This is a genomic window from Vibrio sp. B172a (genome assembly GCF_030248355.1).
GTDB lineage: Bacteria > Pseudomonadota > Gammaproteobacteria > Enterobacterales > Vibrionaceae > Vibrio > Vibrio owensii.
Window position 1 is genome coordinate 20,703 of the sequence record NZ_JAHGAC010000015.1, and the last position, 19,872, is coordinate 40,574.

Here is a 19,872-nt window from a genome sequence, read left to right on the forward strand (position 1 = left end):
TTACCTAACTTTACGTTACCCTGTCGAAAGTATTATTCACCAAGGTTAGATAATAAAAATGCAAATAGAACCGTTGATTCAAGGTGTTGTAGCTCGTTCGGCACATCCGTATGGGTGCCGCGCTTCCATCAAAGAGCAAATTGAATACGTTAAACAAGCACCGCAGATCAAAAATGGCCCCAAGCGTGTTTTGATCATCGGTGCTTCTTCAGGTTTTGGCTTGGCCGCCCGTATCGCCCTTACATTTGGTGGTGCTGAAGCGGACACCATTGGCGTGTCATTTGAACGTGGCCCATCAGACAAAGGTGTCGGTAGTGCTGGTTGGTACAACAACATCTTTTTTAAAGAAGAAGCCATTCATCATGGTCGCACTGCAGTAAACATCGTTGGTGATGCTTTCTCAGACTCAGTTCGTAGCCAAGTTATTGAAGCCATTGAAACCTACTTTGAGGGTGAAGTAGATTTAGTGATTTACAGCTTAGCAACAGGCGTTCGCCCTAAGCCTGAATCTGAAGAATTTTGGCGTAGTGTCATTAAGCCAATTGGAGAATCGGTAACGGGCGCTTCAATCATGCTGGAAAACGATCAATGGGTAGAGTCTACATTGGCGCCAGCAACAGAAGCAGAAGCAGAAGCCACGATTAAAGTAATGGGTGGTGAAGACTGGGAAAGTTGGATAGACACACTGATCAACTCAGAATCTGTTGCCAAGGGCTGTAAGACGATTGCCTTTTCTTACATGGGCCCAGAAGTTACCCACCCAATTTACCTAGACGGTACGTTAGGCCGTGCAAAAGTTGACCTTCACCAAACCAGCCATGCATTGAACATGAAGATGGCGAACTTTGGTGGCGCAGCCTACGCAACAGTGTGTAAAGCGCTCGTCACCAAGGCAAGCGTGTTCATCCCTGCCCTGAGCCCTTATCTACTTGCGCTATACCGTGTAATGAAAGAGAAAGGTACTCACGAGCGTTGTATTGAGCAAATGCAACGTCTGTTCACGACAAAGCTTTACGACCAAAGCAAAGTACCCGTTGATGGCGAACGCTTGATTCGTATCGATGATCTTGAGTTAGATCCTCAAGTGCAAGAAGAAGTTTCTGCACTTTTAGAGCAAATGAACGCAGACAACTTCGCAGATATCGGTGATTACGACGGCTTTAAAGACGAGTTTATGAAACTGAACGGCTTCAACTTTGAGGGTGTCGATTATGCTCAAGACATCTCAATGAAGACTCTGAAAGCATTAAAGCCTTAATTTAAAGCGTCTCACTATTGAGATAGTGCCAAGTAATTCAAAGTCCTGAAAGGTTTTCGGGACTTTTTTTTGTTTCCGAATCCGCCCCCCCTATACTTTAAATAAACGAGTGGTTAAATAACAAGCTCGCGTAAAAACAAAAACGATATTCATTCACAGGACGTGAAATTACGGGAAAGGATGACCTATATGGGTACATTGCAAACATTAGATTATGAAATACCCGAATCCATGCGGAAAAGCTGGCAAAATATCGTCAACCTGCTCGCGCGCATCGCGGATGTCCCAACTACGCTGATCATGCGTATCCACCCAAACCACATTGAAGTAAATACCTCCAGCGAGACTGATAACAACCCTTATAAAGTCGGCGACAAAGAAGAGCTTGGTCATGGCCTTTACTGTGAGCACGTCATTAAAAACAAACGCGAACTCATCGTTCCTAACGCGCTCATTGATGAAGAGTGGAAAGACAATCCTGATATTAAGCTCGGCATGATTTCGTATTGTGGCTTACCACTCTATTGGCCAAACGGGGAAACGTTCGGCACCATCTGTATGCTGGATACCAAAGAGAATCAGTACAATGACACCTACCGAGAACTATTGAGCACATTTAAAGAATCCATAGAGGCGCAGCTAGCCGTCGTTTTCCAACAACATAAGTTACTGCGCTTAAATAACGAACTGAAAAATAGAGTCGAGAATAGAACGACTGACCTCGCCCAACTTAGCTACTCGCTAACAAAAGAAATCGACCGACGTAAGGCCGCAGAAAAGCAAGTAAGCTACCAGCAAACCCACGATCATGGGACGGGCTTTTTAAACCGCGTAGCACTTGAAGAAGTGTTAGACCACATCTTAGAAACCATGAACCATGACCAACAATCTTTGGTGGTGATTAACGTCGGTTTTAGTAACGCGCGCAGTATCGAAACAAAATACGGATTTGAAGCCTTTGACCAGGTATTGAAAGAGTTTCGTTTCCGCCTAGGCCACAACGAATCCAGTTATTTTGTGACTGGTCGTCCAAGTTCAAACGACTTGGTGATTGTTGTCTCTGGTGAAGATATCGAATCAAAAGTCCAACACTTACTTGAAGACATCACCCATGTCAGCGTCGGCAACTTCCACATTGATGAAAACGAAGTCCACCTTCACTCTTATATTGGCGTCGTTCAAGCACACAGAAGCAGTCACGCCAAACAACTGCTGCAAAACGCCTGCTATGCCATGTTGCTGTGTAAAGAGTCTGGTGAATCGTACAACTACTTCTGTGAGAGCCACACTCAAGAACTGAACAATCACAATCAGCTTGAAAGCTACCTATTACAAGCCGTTCGCAACGATGACTTAATGCTTTACTTCCAACCTAAGGTACTTCCACATACGCACAAATGGATAGGTGCCGAAGCACTATTGCGATGGCGTCATCCTGTCTTGGGTGATGTATCCAACGAAGCATTAATTCACATGGCAGAACAAAACGGATTGATTTTTGAAGTCGGCTCTTTTGTCTTGAGAACCGCGATTGATAAAGCCAAACAGTGGTCTGAGCTGGTGGACAATTTCAAGATTGCCGTGAACGTGTCTCCTATCCAATTACAAAACGTTAATTTCGCTGAGCAAATAGAACATCTACTTGAAACCTTCCACTTACCGGCACACTTCCTAGAGTTAGAGGTGACTGAGAGTGCGTTGATTGCAGATGAAGTCGTGGCTCGTAACACATTGAATAAATTGCACAACCTCGGGGTGACACTGTCACTAGATGACTTTGGCACAGGATACGCATCATTCAGTTATTTGAAGAAATACCCTTTTGACGCGATTAAGATCGATAAAAGCTTTGTCCAGCAAATGGAGAAATCTGATGACGACAGAGCCATCATTTGTTCAATCATACATATTGCGAAAAAGCTCGATCTACAAGTGGTCATAGAAGGCATTGAATCAGCCCAACAAGAGCAGTTTTTGATCAATGAAGGCTGCGATATTGGACAAGGCTTTTTGTATGGTAAACCTATGCCGTGCAATGAATTTGAACAAAGTTTGTTTAATCAAAACCTTTTAGGTGGTCAATACACCTATTCTTCCTAAGCATTTCCTTTACTCTGCAGGCGGTGGTTTCTATAATCGCCGCCCGCTTCCAATAAAAAGGCCATTATCTTCATGGATCAGTTGACTGCCACGCTTAAGAAAATCGAAAAGCAGAACTACCGCGCATACCAACAAATCAAGGGTCAATACGACTTCGGTGATTTCGACTTGTACATTGATTACGTTCAAGGCGACCCATACGCATCTGCTTCTCGCCTACGTGCAACTCGCGCGTGGTCTTTAACCGGTCTTGAGTGGCTAAAAGACGAATCACCTGCATTTCAGCGTGCGGCTCGTGACTTTATTGCTCGAAGCTTTGATGAGTTTGCGAAACAAGAGAACGCAGTATCAATCTCTTTAAGCGGCCAAACCGTTCTAGACAACACAGCAGTGCTATTCACTGAAGAAGGCATTGAACTTCGCTTCCGCGTTAACTTGCCTGCAGAAGGTCGTTCTGTTCTTGGTAAGAAAGCCAACAACATCCTTACTTTCTACTTGCCGAAGTTTATCCGTCGCGCAACGCTAGAGCGTGAACTGAACAAAGATGCGTTGATTGAGCACTGTAAAGTGATTGAAGACCAAGCATCTCTACGTGAACAGCTAGAAGCAAACAACTTGGTTGCTTTTGTGGCGAATGGTAGCATCCTTCCACGTATCGCAGGTAACTGTGACTTGCCGATGAAAGACGCGGTTGAGTTCAAAGCGCCAGAATCCCTTCAAGTTACGCTACATGCGCCTAACAAAGGCTACGTAACGGGTTTGGGTATCCCTAAAGGCATTACTTTGATTGTTGGTGGTGGTTTCCATGGTAAATCGACGTTGTTGAATGCCGTTGAACGCTCTATCTACGATCACATTCCAGGCGATGGCCGCGAATACATCGTGACAGATGGGAATGCAATGAAGATTCGTGCGGAAGATGGTCGTTGTGTTCATCACTTGAACCTATCGAACTACATCAATCACTTGCCAATGGACAAAGACACGGCTGATTTCTCTACACAAGACGCATCAGGTTCTACCTCTCAAGCGGCTTGGCTACAAGAGTCTATTGAAGCAGGTGCAAGTTCGTTACTTATCGATGAAGATACCTCTGCAACCAACTTTATGATCCGTGATGAGCGCATGCAGGCGTTGGTAGCAAAAGGTGATGAGCCAATTACACCATTAGTTGACCGTATCGGCCAGTTACGTGATGAGCTAGAGATCTCGACCATCATCGTTATGGGTGGTTCTGGCGATTACCTAGACGTTGCAGATACCGTAATCCAAATGCACGACTACCAAGCGGTTGATGTAACTGAAAAAGCAAAACAAGTGATTGCTCAGCACCCTACTCAGCGTCATAACGAATCTGAAGAAAGTCTGCAAACGTTCCGCCCTCGTGCGTTGAACCGAGTAGCACTGATGAGCATTCTGACAGACGGTAAGTTCCGCGTTAACGCGAAAGGCAAAGATTCTCTTCGCTTTGGTAAAGAGTTCGCAGACCTAAGTGCACTTGAGCAACTAGAATCTGCGGATGAAGTAAACACGATTGGTTGGTTGTGGTTCCAAATTGCCCAACTTTCGGGTTGGTGTAACCACCCAGCAAAAGAAATCGAAGACATGCTTTCTGGCGAATGGCACGCGACACTACCTAAACAAGGTGACTTAGCAAAACCACGCACATTAGATGTAATGGCAGCCCTAAACCGCATGCGCAAGTCTCAGTTCAAACCTTCTCGTTAATACTGAACAAGATAAATAGCAAAAGGCAGCGATGAACGCTGCCTTTTTTGTATCTAGCTGATAGGTAAAAGGATAAATAACGTTACACTGTGACTAATATTTGCTTTATCCGCTACGTAGTACATTCCAAGCATCGCAGAGAATTCGAAACCTATCTGCATCACCGTTCTCTCGATCTGGGTGCCACCTTAATGCAAGCTTTCTCCACTGCTTACGAATATCTGTCCGAGTCGCCTCCGACCCCAACTCAAATAAACTCAACGCCTTCGCTCGGTCCAAATCGCTAGAAGTGTTTCCACCAATGTAGCGTTGATATCGACTCCAAAAGTCATTGAGCAGTCTACGTACCTCGCCTTCATCGGCTTCGTAATTTTTCCAATCAAGGTAGTATTCTCTGAGTGGGTCATTGATGTCGATGCTGTGACGGGAAGCTTCAATTGCAGACATTAGCACAATGTTCATCGCTTCAACTTGTAGCCAACCGTCAGGATAAAGCGTTTCTTGCAGTTGATAGAGCGCGTTCATCAACAAGAAATTGCGCTTAAAGAGGTCTTTATCCGGAGATGGATCTAACTGAGGAATATAATCGTGCTCACTGAGCTCTTGCGCAAGTGTGTGCACCTTCCAGCTCGTTGGTTGTTTGCGGAGAATTTCTAGAATCGGCCACAACAATGGGTTTTCCATGTATTGCTGTCCGTTTTGGCAAACGTCGAATTGTTCGTCCATGTATCCCCTAACCGTTTTAAGTACCTGTTATTAAAGCTAGTCAATTTGTACCATAAAGACAAAAAGGCTGACAGTCATAAACCGTCAGCCTTTTGAAGGAGGATCTCGTTAGCTTAAATTACGCCAAGCTCTCTTAGGCGCTCCATTAGGTAGCTATGCGCTGTGTAACGCTCAGACAGAACCGTATCTGGCTTCGGGTGTAGGAACAATGGAAGCGAGATGCGAGACTTCTCTTGACGGCCACCCGTTGGGTTAATCACTCGGTGAGTCGTAGATGGGAAGTAACCACCAGATGCTTCTTGCAACATGTCACCGATGTTAATGATCAAGTTACCAAAGTCACATGGCACATCTAACCAATCACCTTCTTTACTCTTTACCTGAAGGCCTGGTTCGTTTGCTGCTGGCAGAACAGTCAGCAAGTTAATGTCTTCATGTGCTGCCGCACGAATCGCACCTGGTTCTTCTTCACCCGTCATTGGTGGGTAATGCAGAACGCGCAGTAGTGTTTTGTCGCTGTTGTTGATCATTTCAGACAAAGCGATAGAGAATTTCTCTTGAACCTCTTTTGGTGCGTACTCTTCAACCCATCCAAGAAGCTCTTGAGCAAAAGCATTTGCGCGCTCGTAGTACTCAAGAATTTCTTCTCTAAGCTGCTCTGGCATTTGACCCCAAGGGTAAACATGGAAGTACTCTTTAATGTCTTTAACTGAGTGCCCCTTCGCGACTTCAGAAACTGATGGTGGAAAATAACCGTCTTGTGTTTCAACATTAAATTGGAAGTCGTTTTTTTGTTCAGAACAGAAAAACTCGTACCAATTTTTGTAAATAGACTCGACGAGCTCTTGTGGAATTGGATGGTTCTTGAGAACACCAAAGCCCGTTTCGCGCAGTGAGGTGACGAACTGTTGAGCAGCATCGTCAGCAAGATAATCGACAGTTTCCAGTTTCATGACTTTACTTCTTTTTTATTAGACTGAGCGATGAATTCTATGGATGGCCATGTTGTAAATCAAACTTTAATGAAATGTTTACGCGCAAACGTTTTATTGTTGAGCAGTTTGGCAATATATCAACATAAAAAGTAAGCATCTCCCCGACAAAATAAACAATTGCACACTGTACAATTAAGTGTAATCATAACCACAGATTTCAATTGAAGGATCAATTTCTCTATGAAAAGTACTTCTACCTTATTGGGTTTAACGATTTTCTACGCCGTTGTATTTTTGTTTTCTGCCTTAGAGCCAAGCTCTCGTGCGGTGTGGTTTGCAGAGATCGTTCCTGCCATCGGTATTCTCATTGCCATTTGGGCGCTTTCCATTCGTTACCAATTCAGCAATACCGCTTATGTACTGATGTTTATCTGGCTTTGTCTTCACACCATTGGTGCCAAATACACGTTTGCAGAGGTTCCGTTTGATTGGTTCAACAACTTAATTGGCTCGGAGCGCAATAACTTTGACCGTGTAGCTCACTTCTCGATTGGCTTATACGCTTACCCGATTGCTGAATATCTAATTAATAAGAAAAAGATCAGTGTTGGATTTGCTTGTTGGTTTGCTTTGTTTGCCATTATGTCTTTGGCAGCTGGCTACGAGATCATCGAGTGGTGGTATGCGGAAATTGCAGGCGGTGATGAGGGAATTGCCTTTCTGGGATCGCAAGGCGATATTTGGGATGCCCAGAAAGACATGTTATGTGACACCATGGGGGCGATACTGTCGTTGCTTCTACTGACAACTCAACGTCGACTGGCGAAGCCACTCTAGATAAGGGTTAAAACCCTCTACAATTGGGACCTGTACGATCTGAGCCACCTCATATTCGTGCAGGTCTTTTATTTTGTCTTCGACCAATGCGTATAAGTCTTTGCGTGTCTTAATGATCAACAACCACTCATTATCGCTACACACTTCCCCTTTCCATACATAGTGGCTCTCTATTGCCATGGTCTGTATACAAGCAGCAAGTTGCCCTTCCAACAAACCTTTGATGATCTCGTCTCGGTTCTTCTGCGTGCCTGCGGTACTCAATACCATGCAGTATTCATGTTGTTCACTCATAACTGACTCTTATTTCATCGTCACCTTGCCGCCAATCATCTTGTAGGCAGGTGTTCCTCTTACTAATGTGTCTCTTGCAAACTCTTGTTCACAACCTGGGCAAATGCAAGGTGTGTTGGTGAAGTCTTCAACAATGCGTTCTTTAAAGCACTTCACTAATGCCCCTTTACCGCCTTTGCGATATTTAAACAGCTGCGTTTTACATTTTGCACAAAATATCTCGACTGTTTTGGTCGGTTGCTTCTTATTCGGTTTCGCCATCTTTCTCTATCTTCGGTTTTACCCACACGGTACTGAAATCAAACCAACCTAAGGCGTTACATTTGGCGTTTTGCAGCGCACCGCTGTGGTCTTTGTTCACGCCTAACCAACAGTGGAACATCGGGATCACTTGGCAGCTCTTTACCAGTTGTCTGCCTAACTCTCGGGCAGGAAAATCCGTGTGTTGCCCTGCTCTCCATTGATCCACCAGCGTTGACCAACCAGAGAAATCATAACCCGCACTAAATTTATCAATATCGCTGTAATCCAACAGCCAGCCAGCAAGTGCATCGTTACGGTTGGTCGCAATACCCATTGCTTTGATCCAAATATCCACTTCTTCTGGTGAAGGCGGCTGAGTATCGTAACGAATGAACTCCACATCAATTCCATGAGGCTTGAGCAAGGTTTTGATCGCTTTAGCGATAACAGGAAACATAGGGTGTTTCTTTTGGTAAGCGACACAAATGGTTTTCTCTTTCTGGGGCGCGTCACCGGACATTGTCGGTTTAAGATCAATCCAACCAGGCTTTAATCCAAATGCTTGCAGCACTCCTAGTTCAATGACCTTGTCTTGAGGAACATGGGAATACACTTGGTAGCTATTTAAGGTTTGACTCAAAAACTCCGCCCATCTTGGGTCTTTTGCTATACCTGTATTTTTATTCAGTAGGAGGAACGTGCAGCCGGGATCGAGCTCGACTTCATCCGTCGACGCTTGTTTGTCCATTTGTGGCTTAGTCAAACTTGGGTACACCATCGACGAGTAAGCTTCGTCGATCACCCACACTTCAACTTGATCCAAGAGTGGACGCAGAGCAAAGTAGCCATCAAACGCCGTGAGAATTAAGCGTTTGTCATCATTGACTTTAACTTGGAATGGCCCTGTGCCGATTGGCTTTCTATCGAATTCTTCTGAACGTAAGTTGCTTGGCAGTAAGACTTTGGCTTGTGACTCACTCAATGCGAGTGGCAGGTACTTATCAGGGCGTACTAAGTGGATATCTACCGTCCAAGGCTCTGGAGAGATAACCTTTTCTATATGAGAGAATAAATTGAGTTCGCTTAACGCCCCAATACTTTCGATAACGCAATCTGTTGTCAGGAGTTCACCATTATGAAAACGAACCCCACGACGTAGATAGAAGCGCCAATGTGTATCTGAAAGTGCTTCCCAGTAATGCGCTAAATCGGGTTGAAGCTGCTCGTTGTCGTCGAGTTTTGTAAGGCCACTGAACACCTGACGCGCGATATGCTGCTCTGAGCGGCGCATTGGCTTTTGCGGGTTCAACATAGAAAGCGGTCTGTAGTAAGGCAAGCGAACGACCTGCTCACCTTGTCGATGTTGCAGACCTAAATAGCCCTGAATAACCTGAGTGAGCTTAGCTGCATCGTTGTCGAGCGCTTCAAGGGCTTGACCTATTTTCCCTTCGTCTAAGTAACGACGTGCAAGATTCTCACTTACATCGCTACGGTTGCGCTTGAAGATCAGTTTAGAAAGCTTGCCTCGACCTGCGGCAGGATGCCATTCGATCCACCCTTCTTCCTCTAGTTTATTGAGGACGATTCGAGCGTTTCGACGAGTACAAAAGAGTGCTTCGGTAATGTCTTCGAGTTGAACATCGGTATCATTACCAGAAAATTTTTCAAACAGCGTTTCGAACTGAACGCGTAAACGAGGGCTACTCATAAAGAGGAAATTTTAGTTTTCATAACGATAAACTAAGTTTCCTCATTTTTTGTGAAAAGTGCAAACTCAGACGTGCAAATTATTGAATGTCGATGCCAATTTCTTGCGCCAGTTGGCGTAATTGATCTTCATCGTCGAGTTTGATCGACCATTTCGTTTCCGCACCGTGAGCCAAAACAACATTCGCTCCACGTCCAAGTAGCTGAATTGCATCAGTTTGTGCTTGCAAAGTAACCATCGCGCTACCCGTAAGTTTGATAACAATTTCACGCTGCGTTGCTATGATTTTTCCTAAAGAGAATTCAATGACCATATGAGTATTCTCTTACTGAACTTGTTTTTCTTTCGGATGTTTTACTGCGATCGTCAAACGGCTCGTACAAACCAAACGTTCGCGTTCATCGGTGATTTCGATTTGCCACACTTGAGTAGAAACGCCCAAATGAACAGGTTTTGCGGTACCAATAACATGGCCACTGCGCATCGCACGAACATGGTTTGCATTGATGTCCAAACCAACACAGTAACTGCCTTCCTCCACACAGAAATTCGCAGCTAGTGAACCGAGTGTTTCCGCAAGTACAACAGACGCACCACCATGCAACATACCCAATGGTTGGTGCGTAAAGCTGCACACCGGCATGGTCGCGCTTAGCGAATCATCAGTGAAATCGGTATAGACGATTTGCAGATGCTCCATCATGGTATTTTTTGACGTGGCGTTAAGAATGTCTAAGTTAATTGGCTTTTTCCAAATACTCATTTTTCGCTCTTATCTCGTCCTGTATCACACATGACGATTTATCTATGAAAAGTGCGCCTAGCATAGTCCTGATCGCATCGCGACTTCAAGGTCAAACGCAAGTCTCAACGTGATCAACATAATGACTTAACGTTTCTTTACTAAGCGTTATACTATTGGTACAAAACAAAAAATATTTATATGGACCCCGCTATGAGAACATGGATTAAAGCCTCAGTACTTTTGACCGTTGCAGGTCTAACAGCGTGTAGCTCTTCGCCCACTGGCCGTAACCAAATTTTGATGTTTTCCGACCAAGAGATGTCATTGCTCGGCGCAAAGTCATTCGATCAAATGAAGAAAGAGATACCAATTAGTAAAGACAAAAAGACCAATGCCTACGTTCAATGTGTTGCGAAACAAATCACCGACACGATTCCGCCTCAAGCAGGCTTCAAAGAATGGGAAGTGGTTGTGTTTGACAGCCCTCAAGTGAACGCCTTTGCTTTACCGGGTGGTAAAATTGGTGTTTATACCGGCTTATTGAAAGTAGCGAAAAACCAAGATCAACTTGCAACGGTAATCGGTCACGAAGTCGCACACGTTTTAGCTGATCACAGTAATGAGCGTTTGTCTCAAAGCCAGTTAGCTAATGCAGGGCTATCGCTTGCTAATGTTGCAATCGGTGCGTCTGAATACAAACAATACCAACAGATGACAATGGCGGCGCTCGGTGTCGGTGTTCAATACGGTGTGATTCTTCCTTATGGACGAACGCAAGAATCTGAAGCCGATATTGTTGGTCTTGGATTTATGGCAAAGGCCGGCTTCGATCCTAACCAGAGTGTCGATCTTTGGAAAAACATGAGCGTTGCAGGTGGTGCTCAACCACCAGAGTTTTTCTCAACTCACCCATCGCACAGCACTCGTATTAGAGATCTACAAGCAACCATTAAAACGCTGCCAGCGTCTAACGTTAAAGCTCCTAAGTGTGGTTGATTCAAAACCCAAGGCATTCTAGCTAAGAACTGTCCTTAAACTGCAAACAAGAAGAGCTCCATTTTCGGAGCTCTTTTTATTCGTATCTGTTTTTACTTATTACGTCTACGTACCTAAGATCTGCAAAGGCAAGCTTAACAAGCTGTCTCCTAACCCAGCAAAGTACCAAATGATGGCAATAAAGCCACCAATGGAAACCAAGTACCAAGCAAACGAGAACAGTTGCCCATATCGGGTTAATGGCAGTAAATGGCTGTGGTGTCGAGTTCGCCATTCCATCACCACTTCTAGCATCCCCATCAATAGCAAGAAACCAAGCAACGTTAAGCCGAACGTATAACTGATGTAGATGCCGAGCAAAGCCGTGACAATACTCCCCGCCAAACCAATCCATGTATTCATTGAAAAGGTAATACTTTTAAGAACATGTCCACCGTCTAATGGCAGAATTGGCAGCAAATTGAAGAGGTTTAGCAAGGCGTTAAACACAGCAAGGCCCGCAAAGATCATCTCCCCTGTCATCCAATATAAGACGGTGAATAGAATGCTGAGGACTAACCCAAAGAACGGTCCCATGATGGAGATAACCACATCTTGCCAACGTGTGTTTATCTTTTCATCGCTTAGCGCTAAGCCCCCCAAAAATGGGATAAGATAGATGCCTTTGGTCTTCATACCAAAGTACTTCATTGCTCGGATATGGCCATATTCATGGAAAACCAAACAGGCCACCAATGCAAGGGCGAACTCAATCGAAAACAGCCATGAGTATGCCGCAAGACTTGCAGAGGCTAACGCCACCTTAATGACCTTCGCGCTTTTCAACGCTTTCATGCCGAGCGACACAATACCAATTAGACTAAAACGCTTTTCTGTCGGTGGCGGTTCGACCGGTACTTGGCGTTCGATGTCTTTTTCGTCACGAGTCCCTTCGACAACCAGTGAGTCATTTACTGTCGCTTGATACTTAAAATCAAATGGTTGCCAGTTTAGTTCACAGCTCAATTGGCAATGTAAAACGTCCTCTCCAGCAGTGAGCTTGAACTCATGCTGTGTCTTGCCTGAGTCATCATCACTCGCAGCAATCTGCGATACTAACGTGTTATCCCAATACAGTTGTTGCCAACCTGCCATAGAGCCTTCAAGCCTGAGCGACCTTCCTAAAAATTCAATGTGTAGTAATTCCAACGCGATTTCCAATGCGATAAACACAAAGTGCGAATTATGCCTGCAATGGCATCGAACGAAAAGCATGTTAACAACACGTATTTGATTAGCTTTTAACCATAAGATTTACAAAACAACTCTGGTCATACCATTCTTTACAAAAATATCACCATAATACATGGCCTTATTAATTGCGGTTTGACCTATGCATCAAATTTAAAACGCAATATACGTCTGATCTTTGACAAGTTAATAAACATACAATTAACATTATATTTACATTGCAGTTGTAAATCGAACCGACAGCAACTGGTGTAAAAGGCACACAACAAATACAAAGACTTCGGTCTAATATAATGACACCCTAGGAGGGTCAAGGATGAACAAGAAGCACTGCTCTCTGCTTACAATTTCAATATTGTTTGCGTGTAATGCCCAGTCTGCGGGCTTTCAGGTGGCCGAACACTCGGCTTCTGGTCTTGGTAGAGCATTTTCAGGTGAAGGCGCAGTAGCCGACAATGCGAGCGTATTAGCACGTAACCCAGCTGCGATGACACTTTTTAAAGAAGCTCAATTTTCAGGCGCGCTATCTGTCGTCGATCCTGAAGTTAACGTCTATGACACTTTCCATAAAGAACACGCGAATGACGTTGCCCCACTACAAATCGTTCCGGCTGGCTACTACATCAGCCCAATCAACGACAAATGGGCTTGGGGTATTGGCATGTTCACCACCTACGGCGTCGCGACCGATTACCCAGATGACATTTCTGCGGGTGACATGGCGGGTGATACTTCCCTACTTTCGGTTAACATTAACCCGAATATTGCTTACCGCATCAACGAACAATTTAGCGTTGGTGGTGGTATTAACATTGTTTACGCACACGCAGAGCTTACTCGCCACAAAGGCTCATTGGCGCCGTTATTTGGCCCAGGAAGCAAAAAATCTGACAACCTAATCGGCATGGAAGGCGATACTTTCGCTTTCGGTTGGAACATTGGTGCCCTTTACGAATTGAATGAAAACAACCGTTTTGGATTCGGCTACCGTTCCAAAGTGGATCTAGACTTCGATGAGGGTGAATTCAGCAGCTATGACTCTGGCATCGCTAATGCGTCAAAAGTCGATGGACGCTTACAAATCTCTCTTCCATCCATTATTGAATTGTCTGCATTCCATCAATTAAATGATAAATGGGCTATCCACTACGGATGGCAACAGACAGACTGGAGCACATTTAAAGAGCTAAAAGCAACCAGCAAAGACTGTGTTGACGGCGTGTGCTTCTTTAAACCTGAGAAATATGAAGACAACAACCGTTACTCCTTCGGTGGTACATACACACTAAACAATCAATGGACACTTCGCGCTGGTATCGCATACGACGAGCAAGCAGGTGAAGCAACATTGAGTATCCCTGATAGCGACCGTTTCTGGTACAGCGCAGGCGTGACTTATGCAATGAAAGAGAACCTAACCTTCGATGCAGGTTTTGCTTTTGTTAAGAGTAAGTCTGGCTCGTTCACTGAAACCAACGCAGCGGATCAAGAGATCACATTCGACTCAGAAGGTACTGCTTACATCAGTGCTGTTCAAGTGAACTACACCTTCAAATAATCAGGATTAACGGAGTAAACCAATGAAACACACGTTTAAACTATCACTGCTTTGTTCTGCAATCCTACTTGCAGGTTGTGGTGACGATACCTCTAGCTCAGGCACATCTGATACCGTCACGTTTGAGCCGGCAGTTCAAGCGCTTCTTGACCGTAACACTTCTATCAGCTTTACACTTCAAGGTGCCAACGCAGATGTTCCTGCGCCATCTTACCTATTGATGGATACAACAGACGGAACACTTGGTCTTCCTACCGGTGGTGATGATGCTCTAACTAACCCGTTAGCGGCAATGAACACGATGGATGGTTGGTCAACATCAATGCCAATCGTGCTTAACTTTAATGGCGACGGCTTCTCAGATGGTCTTGTGACGTCTGGCGTTAGCGTTATTAAGATCAACCAACGCTTGACTGACTGGGATGGTGCTTCAAACCCAATTGAAAAAGTGCTAACACTTGGCAAAGATTTCATTGTGCAAGCAAGCGGCAACTCGCTTTACATCCAATTCATAAATTCTCTTGATGAATCTGGTGAATACATTTTCGCAGTGACTCAAGCGATTCAGGATGTTAACGGCAACCCTATCGGCACTTCAGGCAGCTACGCGACAGGTAAATCAAAAGAGATTGTCTACGAGACTGGTGACCTAGCTTCAGTACAAGCGGCAACAACCGCTGTAGAAGGCATTTTCGGTCTAGCAAGCGTGAACCCAGCGGACATCGTTTACTCTTCATGGTTTAGCACCCAGTCTGTCGGCGATACGCTTGCTGCAGTAAAAGGCGTGACAGCAACAGGCTTTGCTACAGGTGCAAATACACTAAACACGGTTTACAAGAACGATGCGAATGAAGGTTCTGTAGATTTAGCAACAGCATACACAATGACATTGGGTACAACGCAAGACTTTGTTACTGCACTAGATGCCGATGAAGACTTCAACAAATACATCAGCGATCTGGATGCCGCTAAGACGGCAATCAAAGGTTTGTACGCTGGCGCAGCTGTCGATGTGAATGTTACTCAGGGTGTGGTGCGACTACCGCATTACCTAGAGAAAGGCGCAGACTGGAACATGCAGCCTATGGTTTCTGCAATGCCTAGCCTAGCGAAGCTAAGTGCTGCCTTGGCAGATCCTGCTGAGCAAGCGAACATGGTTCAACAGCTCTCTACTGGTGTCTTTGCTGATGATCCTGTTGATGTGACTAAGCTAGCAACCGATCCAACCGAACAGCTGAAACTGGTTGGCTCTACGCTGTTCCTTTCAGACGGCACTCAACTCGATAGCGACCGCATTATTACTCGCTACTCTCCAGTACCAGTGGTTAAGTCACTAGAAGACGTTGAGTTCCTACTCTTTACGCCAGAAACTGGTACTCCTACAGATGTTGTGATTTACCAACACGGTATTACGTCAGCCAAAGAAAATGCTTACTCTTTTGCGTTCAACATGGTGAAAGCCGGTGTTGCTGTTATCGCAATTGACCTGCCTATCCACGGTACTCGTAGCCTAGATGACCAACGCTCAGCAAATGCGGATGTACTGGCTTACCTAAACCTGTCTAACCTAGCGGTAGCGCGTGACAACCTTCGCCAAAGCGTACTTGATGTTCTTGGTCTACGTGCAAGCTTAGTTGTTTCAGCGCAAGCTGGCCTCCTAGCAAGCAGTCCGCTTCAAGGTTTTAACCCAATGATGGGTTCAAAAGTCAAGATGCTTGGTCACTCATTGGGTGGCATCGTTGGTACTTCTGCTGTAGCAGCGGCGAACAACACATTAGGTAGCCCAACGGCAGACGCACTGTACACATTCAGCGGCGCATCAATTCAAAACGCAGGTGGCCAAATTGGTAACCTACTGCTTGGTTCGTCTAACTTTGGTCCACAGATCAAACACAACTTGGCTTATGCAGCATCAACTGAGTACGCGAGATATGCTGATGCATCTTGTGCAGAGCTATCAGATAAAGCGTGTTACGAAGCATTTGAGCAAGTAGCAACAGAAGCACAGTTAGCGGCACTTGAGTCTGGCTTCTCTAGCTTTATCTACGCTGCACAGACGACGCTAGATACGGTTGATCCATTTACTAACGCAAGTGACCTAATGGCTTCAGGTTCGCTATCAACACCATTCTTTATGACAGAAGTCGATGGTGACGATACTGTGCCAAACAACGTAGCCAATGCACCGTTTGCGGGTACTGAACCTCTAGCAGCGAAACTAGGACTAACAACTGTGAACAGTTCGAGCACGACCGTGGCTCCTTCTGCGAGCTTTGTACAGTTCAATGCAACTGCGACACACAGTACATTCGCTTCTCCTGGCGGTACGTTAGCGGACCTAGATCATCATGTAGAGATGCAGATGGAAAATGCTGACTTCCTAATGGACGATATGCTAACGGGTGTAACTAATACTGCTGTACTTAAGTAAGCATCGTTACTAAACCAAAGCCCAGTTTCGACTGGGCTTTTTCGTTTCTGTTCTATTCAAACCCACTCATATTTCCTCTGCTATAGTTAAAACGTTGTCTTTGTCTAACTTACTTGTTTAAAAAGGAAAACTTTATGCGCGTATTGACCGTTATTGCCACTGCACTGCTTCTTGCCGCTTGCGGCAGCAGCCAATACCTAATGTCAACGAATGAAGGGAAAATCATTACCTCTTACGGCAAGCCGGACTTAAATGAAGATACTGGCATGTACGAATATGAGGACGTGGATGGCAAAGAAATGAGCATTTCGAAAGACCAAGTCGTGCAGATTATTGAACGATAAAACGACATGCCCTCTGAAAATCAGGGGGCACTTTCCATTCATTTTGAATAACTTTACCCTTCAGCAATAATATTCATCAATGCAACTGATTCATCATTCAAAACAATCAACACCCTTATTTATATTCTAGATATTATTTGTTTAGCCAATATTTTACATCTTCACCTCTTTCAGGTTGGAATATTGTAAAATCTCGCCTTTAATTCTCTAACACCCTTTTATTTCTCAGGATAAAGTGGATAATACCGCCACCAAAAAACATTACTAAGGTGAGTCCTTATGTCTATCGAAGCTACTCTGCTTGCTCGCTGCGAGTCAAAATGTGAACTGTGTTCTTCTAAATCTCAACTAACAGCATTTGCTGTTCCACCACACGGTAACGTGACGGTTGATACTGCTATCATGGTTTGTGATAAGTGTCTTGGTGAGATCGAAGATCCTAAAGACATTAACCACTGGCGCTGCTTGAACGACAGCATGTGGAGTCAGGTTCCTGCGGTACAAGTAACTGCATGGCGCCAACTTACTCGCCTAAACACAGAAAGCTGGGCTCAAGACGCTCTTGACATGATGTACATGGAAGAAGAGCAAATGAACTGGGCTATGAAAGGTATGTCTGCTGACGATAAAACTGTTGACTGCAACGGCACTGAACTTAAGAAAGGTGACGATGTAACAGTAATCAAAGACCTACCAGTTAAAGGTACAAACCAAGTAATCAAACAAGGTACTGTTATTCGCGGTATCAGCCTTGGTGATGACCCTAAACTTGTTTCAGGTAAGGCAAACGGTGGTCAGTCAATGTACGTGATCGCTGAGTACTGCCGTAAGAAGTAATCTCAACATTACTTTCGAATTAAACGGGGTTCCAATCAGGACCCCGTTTTCGTTTCTGATGTTCCGCACCTTTCGGTTAGCTAACTCGCTACTTATCTGCCCACTTACTCGGCCTATCCTTTTCCGTTCGTCACTTTCGCTCATCGCTATTTTCATTTAAGGTTCAACCAGGAAGAATTTAGATGGATTGTAGTATGAAGAAGTTAACCATCCTTGACGGCGGTATGGGAAGAGAACTGAAACGCATGGGAGCCCCATTCTCTCAACCACTTTGGAGCGCACAAGCTCTGATTGAATCGCCAGAATTCGTTTACCAAGCGCATAACAATTTTATCCACGCTGGCGCAGAGATCATCATCGCCAACAGTTATGCCTGTGTGCCATTCCACCTTGGACAAGCACTTTACGACCAGAAAGGCAGTGACCTAGCACGCTTTGCAGCCCAAATTGCTCGTGAATGTGCAGATAAGTCATCGACACTCGTTCAAGTAGCAGGTTGTATTCCACCAGCGTTTGGTAGTTATCGACCAGATCTGTTCGAACCCAAATTAGGTGAAATCATTTTCAGGACTTTGTTTGAAGCTCAAGAGGATTACGTTGATCTTTGGTTAGCGGAAACCATTTGCAGCCTAGAAGAGCTAAAGTGTTTACAAAGAGTCTTCACAAGTAGCACCAAACCTACTGCGTATGCCTTTTCTTTAAATGATGACTCATTGGAAACCGCGCTGTTGCGTTCTGGGGAAACCGTGATCCAAGCCATTGAGCATGTTGCACAAAGTGCAGATAACACCAATACCATCAGTGTTTACTTTAACTGTTCAGTACCTGAAGTAATGGCAAAAGCTGTCAGTGATACCAAAGCAGTTTTAAACCAACATAAGCTCGATATTGAAATTGGGGTATACGCGAACAACTTCACCGCAATCAAATCTAACCACGAAGCCAACAGCGCATTACAATCGATGCGTGAACTCTCACCAGAGGAATATCTAACTTTTGCGCAAGAATGGCATCAGCGCGGGGCTACCATTATAGGTGGATGCTGCGGTATTGGACCAGAACACATCAAAGCGCTTTCGGATTGGAAGGCGTCCCTCTAGTTCGCTTATCGAATCTCACCCGCGACAGTCTGAACACGATTAAAGGTCCCCGGCTCAGTCACCCACGCAGCAACAGCATCAATGTTCTTGATGGGTTGATTGAGCTTGAACATCCACTCTCCGTTCTTTGAGCGACCTTGTTGCTTCTCTAATGCGACAAAATCATGTTCTAGTACTTTACCTCTGTTTTCACCGCGCTTAACCGGTGTGGTTTCATTACTTGAGAGAAACACAATCGTTGCGTCATACGTGCCATTCTCTTCAAATCGTAGAGTGAATTGGTTGCCAGAGCGCTCTAGTGCTAGTGATTGGGCTTTCTCGTTGTCGTTGCTGGGTAATACGCGCTTGCGCCAATTGAAGAATCCGCGCCATTCTTCACTATCAACGACAAATGCCGGAGTATAGACACTCCCTACCGCACCATAAGCACGATACAAACGTTGCAGTTGCGAGAATTCAGGCTTTGCGAATTTGTCTTTCCAGCCAAGATAGTCCCAATAGTCAACGTGGTAGGCAACGGGAATGTACTTTCCCCACAAATCAGGGTTGGATTCAAACGTAGAAAGGTATTTGTCCGCTGGTGGACAACTTGAGCAACCTTCGGAGGTAAACAGTTCTATCACTTGTGCGGGCTGTCCTTCATGAACCCAACTTTGTGATGCTGAAAGACTGGTAATAGCAACAAGTGCAATCGCGTTAATCATAGACAGCTCCTTTTCTTTGATACTGACTATGACCGTGCTAGCGACAGATAGCTTTCAATGCGGTTTTAGATGTGGCGATTTCAGATACAAAAATGCCG

19 protein-coding genes are annotated in these 19,872 nt (G+C 44.9%); 10 read left to right on the plus strand and 9 right to left on the minus strand.

Features of this window, described 5'->3' with window-relative positions:
• The first annotated feature begins 58 nt into the window (after positions 1 to 58).
• The 3 genes from fabV (at position 59) to KIT90_RS15905 (ending at position 5,086) form a co-directional block, all read left to right on the plus strand.
• Positions 59 to 1,258: an enoyl-ACP reductase FabV gene (fabV, locus tag KIT90_RS15895; protein ID WP_285377476.1), complete on the plus strand. Its 1,200-nt coding sequence runs from the start codon at positions 59 to 61 to the stop codon at positions 1,256 to 1,258.
• Positions 1,259 to 1,447: 189 nt separating this feature from the next.
• A complete protein-coding gene (locus KIT90_RS15900) occupies positions 1,448 to 3,358 on the plus strand; it encodes an EAL domain-containing protein (RefSeq protein ID WP_285377478.1) in 1,911 nt (636 codons plus the stop codon).
• Positions 3,359 to 3,430: 72 nt separating this feature from the next.
• On the plus strand, positions 3,431 to 5,086 hold the full coding sequence (locus tag KIT90_RS15905) for an ABC-ATPase domain-containing protein (RefSeq protein ID WP_285377480.1): 1,656 nt from the start codon (positions 3,431 to 3,433) through the stop codon (positions 5,084 to 5,086).
• A gap of 105 nt (positions 5,087 to 5,191) precedes the next feature.
• On the opposite strand, the gene KIT90_RS15910 is transcribed toward KIT90_RS15905, so the two are convergent.
• Together KIT90_RS15910 and KIT90_RS15915 are read right to left on the minus strand one after the other, a co-directional pair.
• A complete protein-coding gene (locus KIT90_RS15910) occupies positions 5,192 to 5,812 on the minus strand; it encodes a DNA-J related domain-containing protein (RefSeq protein WP_041053053.1) in 621 nt (206 codons plus the stop codon).
• A gap of 113 nt (positions 5,813 to 5,925) precedes the next feature.
• Positions 5,926 to 6,765, minus strand: a complete 840-nt coding sequence (locus KIT90_RS15915; protein ID WP_009704452.1) for an isopenicillin N synthase family oxygenase — start codon at positions 6,763 to 6,765, stop codon at positions 5,926 to 5,928.
• A gap of 222 nt (positions 6,766 to 6,987) precedes the next feature.
• Here KIT90_RS15915 and KIT90_RS15920 point away from each other — a divergent pair, with 222 nt between their 5' ends.
• Positions 6,988 to 7,584, plus strand: coding sequence for a DUF2238 domain-containing protein (locus KIT90_RS15920; RefSeq protein ID WP_005435133.1), 597 nt, complete (start codon positions 6,988 to 6,990; stop codon positions 7,582 to 7,584).
• Here the strand turns inward: KIT90_RS15920 and cutA are convergent.
• From cutA to KIT90_RS15945, 5 genes are all read right to left on the minus strand, one after another.
• Positions 7,546 to 7,878: a divalent-cation tolerance protein CutA gene (gene cutA / locus KIT90_RS15925; protein WP_009704454.1), complete on the minus strand. Its 333-nt coding sequence runs from the start codon at positions 7,876 to 7,878 to the stop codon at positions 7,546 to 7,548. The two genes, KIT90_RS15920 and cutA, sit on opposite strands and share 39 nt — an antisense overlap.
• A 9-nt stretch (positions 7,879 to 7,887) precedes the next feature.
• Complete coding sequence (locus KIT90_RS15930; RefSeq protein ID WP_009704455.1) at positions 7,888 to 8,139, minus strand: hypothetical protein; 252 nt, start codon at positions 8,137 to 8,139, stop codon at positions 7,888 to 7,890.
• Positions 8,123 to 9,829 carry an SgrR family transcriptional regulator gene (locus KIT90_RS15935; RefSeq protein WP_285377484.1) on the minus strand — a complete coding sequence of 569 codons (1,707 nt, stop codon included), beginning with the start codon at positions 9,827 to 9,829 and terminating at the stop codon, positions 8,123 to 8,125. The genes KIT90_RS15930 and KIT90_RS15935 overlap by 17 nt, the downstream gene beginning before the upstream one ends.
• A 79-nt stretch (positions 9,830 to 9,908) precedes the next feature.
• Positions 9,909 to 10,142, minus strand: a complete 234-nt coding sequence (locus KIT90_RS15940; protein WP_020196912.1) for a DUF3389 domain-containing protein — start codon at positions 10,140 to 10,142, stop codon at positions 9,909 to 9,911.
• A gap of 12 nt (positions 10,143 to 10,154) precedes the next feature.
• On the minus strand, positions 10,155 to 10,592 hold the full coding sequence (locus tag KIT90_RS15945) for a hotdog fold thioesterase (protein WP_199458408.1): 438 nt from the start codon (positions 10,590 to 10,592) through the stop codon (positions 10,155 to 10,157).
• A gap of 192 nt (positions 10,593 to 10,784) precedes the next feature.
• Between KIT90_RS15945 and KIT90_RS15950 the strand changes: the two genes are divergently transcribed.
• Positions 10,785 to 11,570 (plus strand): M48 family metallopeptidase, encoded by a 786-nt coding sequence (locus tag KIT90_RS15950; protein WP_285377487.1) that lies wholly within the window; start codon positions 10,785 to 10,787, stop codon positions 11,568 to 11,570.
• 105 nt (positions 11,571 to 11,675) lie between these two features.
• On the opposite strand, the gene KIT90_RS15955 is transcribed toward KIT90_RS15950, so the two are convergent.
• Positions 11,676 to 12,704, minus strand: a complete 1,029-nt coding sequence (locus tag KIT90_RS15955) for a site-2 protease family protein (protein WP_285377488.1) — start codon at positions 12,702 to 12,704, stop codon at positions 11,676 to 11,678.
• Between the two features lie 412 nt (positions 12,705 to 13,116).
• On the opposite strand from KIT90_RS15955, the gene KIT90_RS15960 reads away from it, so the two are divergent.
• From KIT90_RS15960 to KIT90_RS15980, 5 genes are all read left to right on the plus strand, one after another.
• Positions 13,117 to 14,358 carry an outer membrane protein transport protein gene (locus KIT90_RS15960; RefSeq protein WP_005435122.1) on the plus strand — a complete coding sequence of 414 codons (1,242 nt, stop codon included), beginning with the start codon at positions 13,117 to 13,119 and terminating at the stop codon, positions 14,356 to 14,358.
• Between the two features lie 22 nt (positions 14,359 to 14,380).
• On the plus strand, positions 14,381 to 16,789 hold the full coding sequence (locus KIT90_RS15965; protein WP_285377490.1) for a VolA/Pla-1 family phospholipase: 2,409 nt from the start codon (positions 14,381 to 14,383) through the stop codon (positions 16,787 to 16,789).
• Positions 16,790 to 16,923: 134 nt separating this feature from the next.
• On the plus strand, positions 16,924 to 17,133 hold the full coding sequence (locus KIT90_RS15970; RefSeq protein ID WP_005435119.1) for a YgdI/YgdR family lipoprotein: 210 nt from the start codon (positions 16,924 to 16,926) through the stop codon (positions 17,131 to 17,133).
• 279 nt (positions 17,134 to 17,412) lie between these two features.
• Positions 17,413 to 17,970 (plus strand): alkylphosphonate utilization protein, encoded by a 558-nt coding sequence (locus KIT90_RS15975; protein ID WP_285377492.1) that lies wholly within the window; start codon positions 17,413 to 17,415, stop codon positions 17,968 to 17,970.
• 194 nt (positions 17,971 to 18,164) lie between these two features.
• Positions 18,165 to 19,070: a homocysteine S-methyltransferase family protein gene (locus KIT90_RS15980; RefSeq protein ID WP_285377493.1), complete on the plus strand. Its 906-nt coding sequence runs from the start codon at positions 18,165 to 18,167 to the stop codon at positions 19,068 to 19,070.
• Between the two features lie 5 nt (positions 19,071 to 19,075).
• Here the strand turns inward: KIT90_RS15980 and KIT90_RS15985 are convergent, their stop codons facing one another.
• Positions 19,076 to 19,774, minus strand: coding sequence for a DUF1223 domain-containing protein (locus KIT90_RS15985; RefSeq protein WP_285377495.1), 699 nt, complete (start codon positions 19,772 to 19,774; stop codon positions 19,076 to 19,078).
• Positions 19,775 to 19,872 lie beyond the last annotated feature (98 nt).

Bases quoted from the DNA above. Each gene is read 5' to 3' on its own strand.
- KIT90_RS15950 (WP_285377487.1), top strand. From the start codon at position 10,785: ATGAGAACATGGATTAAAGCCTCAGTACTTTTGACCGTTGCAGGTCTA.
- KIT90_RS15985 (WP_285377495.1), bottom strand. From the start codon at position 19,774: ATGATTAACGCGATTGCACTTGTTGCTATTACCAGTCTTTCAGCATCA.
- cutA (WP_009704454.1), bottom strand. From the start codon at position 7,878: ATGAGTGAACAACATGAATACTGCATGGTATTGAGTACCGCAGGCACG.
- KIT90_RS15975 (WP_285377492.1), top strand. From the start codon at position 17,413: ATGTCTATCGAAGCTACTCTGCTTGCTCGCTGCGAGTCAAAATGTGAA.
- KIT90_RS15960 (WP_005435122.1), top strand. From the start codon at position 13,117: ATGAACAAGAAGCACTGCTCTCTGCTTACAATTTCAATATTGTTTGCG.
- KIT90_RS15965 (WP_285377490.1), top strand. From the start codon at position 14,381: ATGAAACACACGTTTAAACTATCACTGCTTTGTTCTGCAATCCTACTT.
- KIT90_RS15935 (WP_285377484.1), bottom strand. From the start codon at position 9,829: ATGAGTAGCCCTCGTTTACGCGTTCAGTTCGAAACGCTGTTTGAAAAA.
- KIT90_RS15930 (WP_009704455.1), bottom strand. From the start codon at position 8,139: ATGGCGAAACCGAATAAGAAGCAACCGACCAAAACAGTCGAGATATTT.
- KIT90_RS15940 (WP_020196912.1), bottom strand. From the start codon at position 10,142: ATGGTCATTGAATTCTCTTTAGGAAAAATCATAGCAACGCAGCGTGAA.
- KIT90_RS15905 (WP_285377480.1), top strand. From the start codon at position 3,431: ATGGATCAGTTGACTGCCACGCTTAAGAAAATCGAAAAGCAGAACTAC.
- fabV (WP_285377476.1), top strand. From the start codon at position 59: ATGCAAATAGAACCGTTGATTCAAGGTGTTGTAGCTCGTTCGGCACAT.
- KIT90_RS15920 (WP_005435133.1), top strand. From the start codon at position 6,988: ATGAAAAGTACTTCTACCTTATTGGGTTTAACGATTTTCTACGCCGTT.
- KIT90_RS15900 (WP_285377478.1), top strand. From the start codon at position 1,448: ATGGGTACATTGCAAACATTAGATTATGAAATACCCGAATCCATGCGG.
- KIT90_RS15980 (WP_285377493.1), top strand. From the start codon at position 18,165: ATGAAGAAGTTAACCATCCTTGACGGCGGTATGGGAAGAGAACTGAAA.
- KIT90_RS15910 (WP_041053053.1), bottom strand. From the start codon at position 5,812: ATGGACGAACAATTCGACGTTTGCCAAAACGGACAGCAATACATGGAA.
- KIT90_RS15945 (WP_199458408.1), bottom strand. From the start codon at position 10,592: ATGAGTATTTGGAAAAAGCCAATTAACTTAGACATTCTTAACGCCACG.
- KIT90_RS15955 (WP_285377488.1), bottom strand. From the start codon at position 12,704: ATGGCAGGTTGGCAACAACTGTATTGGGATAACACGTTAGTATCGCAG.
- KIT90_RS15915 (WP_009704452.1), bottom strand. From the start codon at position 6,765: ATGAAACTGGAAACTGTCGATTATCTTGCTGACGATGCTGCTCAACAG.
- KIT90_RS15970 (WP_005435119.1), top strand. From the start codon at position 16,924: ATGCGCGTATTGACCGTTATTGCCACTGCACTGCTTCTTGCCGCTTGC.